Here is a 3543-nt window from a genome sequence, read left to right as displayed (position 1 = left end):
GCGCTGGAGCGTCCGGTGGTGCGGCGGCGGCTGGACCAGCTGTCGGGTGTGGTGCTGGTGGGGCTGGGGGTGCGGCTGGCGGCCGAGGCCCGCTGACCCCCGCCGCCCCACCGGCCGGTGCCGGACGGGACGTGGGACGGGGCGCGGGGCGGGCGCGGTACGCCGGTGACGGCGACCCCGGGCGGCGACCGTGGGTGGTGACCGTGGGTGGCCGCGGCACCCCGCATTCATGATCGCCGAATGGGGCGGGGAACCGTAGCCTGGGGCGATGACCGCACTGGATGACCTCGCCGACCGCTACATGGACGAGTTCGCCGCCCTGGACCCCTGCCAGGCGGCGATGATGGGGATCGCCGGGCAGGACTCGCGTCTGACCGACTACGGTCCCGACGGGGTGGCGGCCCGCGCCGACCTCGCCCGCGCGACGCTCGCCCGGCTCGACGCCACGCCCGCCGCCTCCGGCCCGGACCGGGTGACCGCGGCGGTGATGCGCGAGCGGCTGGAGACCGAGCTGGCCTTGCACGAGGCCCACGTCCTGGACGGCTCCCTGGAGACCATCGATGGGCCCGTCCAGCGCGTCCGGACCTCGATCGAGCTGCTGGACCAGGGCAAGGACACCGACTGGGACGCGGTCGGCTCGCGGCTGGCGGCCCTGCCGGGCACCTTGGAGGGGCTGCGGACCAGCCTGGACCTGGCGCGCCGGGACGGGCGTGTCGCGGCGCGCCGCCAGGTCGCCCGCAACGCGCGCGAGTGCCTGGACACCCCGGCCTATCTGGCCGATCTGGCGGGCCGCTGCCCCGCGGGCCCGGGGGAGGCGCCGCGGGTGCGGCTGGACGCGGCGGTGCAGGCGGCGTCACAAGCGCTGGTGGAGTTCGCGGCGTTCCTGACCGGGGAGCTGGGGCCGGGCGCCCCGGACCGGGATCCGCTGGGCGCCGACCGGTACCTGCTGGGCGTCCGCGATTTTCTGGGGACGACGCTGGACCTGGAGGACACCTACGCGTGGGGGTGGGAGGAACTGGCGCGGATCCGCGCCGAGATGGACCAGGCGGGGGAGCAGATCCTGCCGGGTGAGCCGCCGGAGGCGGTCCGCGCGGCGCTGGACGCCGACCCGGCGTACCGGATCACCGGCGCGGAGGCGTTCCGGGCGTGGATCCAGGAGCTGGCCGACCAGGCCATCGACGACCTGGACGGGGTGCACTTCGACATCCCGGGGCCGCTGCGGCGCATCGACTGCCGGATCCCGCCGACCGAGTCGGGGATCTACTATCTGGCGCCGGCGGAGGACCTGTCGCGTCCGGGGACGGTGTGGTGGACGGTCGGCGACCCCGGCGCCGACATCGTGACGTGGAGCGTGCCGGGCATCATGTTCCACGAGGGGGTGCCGGGGCATCACCTGCAGCTGGGCCTGACCGTGCTGAACACGGGCCTGAACCGGTACCAGCGGCTGGCGGGGGAGCTGTACCCGGGGTACTGCGAGGGGTGGGGCCTGTACGCCGAGCGGCTGATGGACGAGCTGGGCTACTACCGGGACCCGGCGTACAAGCTGGGGATGCTGGCGGGCGGGCAGCAGTTCCGCGCCGCGCGGGTCGTCCTGGACATCGGGCTGCACCTGGAGCTTCAGATCCCGGCCGGGACGGGGTTCCACGAGGGGGAGCGGTGGACGCCGGAGCTGGGTTTTGAGTTCCTGCGCGCGCACACCGGCCCGGAGCCGGACGCGATGGTGGCGTTCGAGATCGACCGGTATCTGGGGCGTCCCGCGCAGGCGATCGCCTACAAGCTGGGGGAGAAGGTGTGGCTGGAGGCGCGGGAGGCGGCGCGGCGCCGGGAGGGCGCGGCGTTCGACCTCAAGGCGTTCCACCACCGGGCGCTGGATCTGGGGCCGATGGGCCTGGACCTGCTGCGCGCGGAGCTGGCCCGCCCCTGACACCCCCGCCCCGGGCGGGGTGGCCGCCCTCCGCCCGCTCGGCGGGCCGCGCGCGGGGCGGGCAGCCGGTAACAGAGCGTCCCCGGCCGCCGTTCCGCTCTTGCGGCCGCCCTCCGCCGGCCCGGTCGGCGGCCCGGTCGGCGGTGCGGTCGCCCGTGCGGTCGCGGGGCCGGTTCGGGTGGCCGAGGGCGGAGGTGTGCGGCGGGGCGTGCGCGGGGGAGTGGCGCAGATCGTCGCGCAGGCGTTCGATGTCGCGGTCGCGGACGGCGCCGCTCCCGGCGAGCGGCGCACGGGGGTGGGGGCGGCGGCGGTGCGCGCGCTCCAGCCCGTACAGCACCAGCGCCAGCAGGACCGCCGGCACCGCCACGGCCACGACGGCGCTCACGCCCGCCCCCGCGGGGCGCCGAGGTTGACGGCGACGGCCTTGAAGAAGGTGTAGTGGAAGGTTCCGCCGTCGCCGGCGGCGCGGCGCAGGTCGGCGATCCCGCGGTCGAACGCGGCGCGGCCGGTGAGCCCGGCGGCGACCGCGGCGTCGCCGACCGCCTCGACCATCGCGATGAACGTGCCGCGGGTGAACCCCTCCACGAGCGCGGGCCGGGTCTGGTCGGTGTACACCGTGCGGGGGCGGACCTGGACCTGGTGGTATCCGGCGGCGGCCAGCAGCGGCTGGAGGCGGCGGCCGATGAGGGCGTCGCCGCCCGCGGCGGCCTGGAGACCGACCAGGTGGCCGATGGCGGCGCGGGCGGCTGCGCTGCCCGGGTGCGGCAGCGCCGTGCCGTGGTCGCCCTCGATCACGGTGATCGTCCCGCCGGGCTTGAGGACCCGCCGCAGCGCGGTGAGCGCGGCCCGCGGGTCGCGCAGGTGTTCCAGGACGAAGCACACGAACAGGTGGTCGAACTCGGCGTCGCCGAACGGCGGGTCGAACAGGTCGGCGTGCCGCCACCGGACCCGCGCGGCGGGCAGGCGGGCGGTGACGCGGGCGCGGGCCCGCTCCAGCGACGCCGGGGACACATCGATCGCGACGATGTCGGCGCCGGGGCTGCCGGCGGCCAGGTGCACGGTCTGCGCGCCGACGCCGCATCCGGCTTCCAGGACGCGGCTTCCGGCGGGATAGGCGGTGCCGTCGTGCAGCAGCGCGGCGAGGGTGTCGGCCTGCTCGCCGAGCCGCCGCGTCTCGTCGTCGGAGTAGCCGTGGACGTAGCCGTCCCGCCGGCCGGGGCGCGCTGTTTCCATGGGTTTCACCGTGCCGCCACAATGGTCTGATGGACAGGGCCAAACAGCGTGGAGCCGACGGGTCCGTAACGGGCCCGGGGAGCGACCCCGCACCCGGCCCCGCAGGGTCGGCCGGGTCGGCGGGGTCGGATTTCCTGCAGCTGGACGTCCGGGAGGCGCCGCCGGGCGGGCTGTCGGACTGGCTGGCGGGACGGCTGCGGGAGGCGATCGGCGACGGCCGCCTCCCGGTGGGCAGCCGCCTGCCCGCCAGCCGCGTCCTGGCCGCCGAGCTGCGGGTGTCGCGGGGCGTGGTCACCGAGTCCTACCAGCGCCTCGCCGACGAGGGGCACCTCGCCGGCCGCGGCCGCGGCGGCACCGTCGTGGTCGCCGCCCCCCTCACCCGGCCC

Annotated in this window: 4 protein-coding genes; 2 read left to right on the top strand and 2 right to left on the bottom strand. The window is 76.7% G+C overall.

Going from position 1 to position 3543, the window contains the following annotated elements; all coding sequences use genetic code 11:
- The first annotated feature begins 268 nt into the window (after positions 1–268).
- On the top strand, positions 269–1924 hold the full coding sequence (locus E1298_RS45185; protein ID WP_131903527.1) for a DUF885 domain-containing protein: 1656 nt from the start codon (positions 269–271) through the stop codon (positions 1922–1924).
- On the opposite strand, the gene E1298_RS45180 is transcribed toward E1298_RS45185, so the two are convergent.
- The gene (locus E1298_RS45180) at positions 1845–2309 is read right to left on the bottom strand and encodes a hypothetical protein (RefSeq protein ID WP_131903526.1); all 465 of its coding nucleotides are present in this window, start codon (positions 2307–2309) and stop codon (positions 1845–1847) included. The two genes, E1298_RS45185 and E1298_RS45180, sit on opposite strands and share 80 nt — an antisense overlap.
- Positions 2306–3157 (bottom strand): methyltransferase domain-containing protein, encoded by an 852-nt coding sequence (locus E1298_RS45175; RefSeq protein ID WP_131903525.1) that lies wholly within the window; start codon positions 3155–3157, stop codon positions 2306–2308. The genes E1298_RS45180 and E1298_RS45175 overlap by 4 nt, the downstream gene beginning before the upstream one ends.
- Before the next feature lie 29 nt (positions 3158–3186).
- Here E1298_RS45175 and E1298_RS45170 point away from each other — a divergent pair.
- The coding region (locus tag E1298_RS45170) for a GntR family transcriptional regulator (RefSeq protein WP_131903524.1) at positions 3187–3543 on the top strand (357 nt) is incomplete at its 3' end.

This window comes from Actinomadura rubrisoli (assembly GCF_004349215.1).
Lineage (GTDB): Bacteria > Actinomycetota > Actinomycetes > Streptosporangiales > Streptosporangiaceae > Spirillospora > Spirillospora rubrisoli.
Note: the sequence above shows the minus strand (reverse complement) of the source record. Positions and strands in the feature narration are given on the sequence as shown.

What these genes read in the sequence shown, in the direction of transcription:
- E1298_RS45175 (WP_131903525.1), bottom strand. Translation starts at nt 3,157, where the DNA reads ATGGAAACAGCGCGCCCCGGCCGGCGGGACGGCTACGTCCACGGCTAC.
- E1298_RS45185 (WP_131903527.1), top strand. Translation starts at nt 269, where the DNA reads ATGACCGCACTGGATGACCTCGCCGACCGCTACATGGACGAGTTCGCC.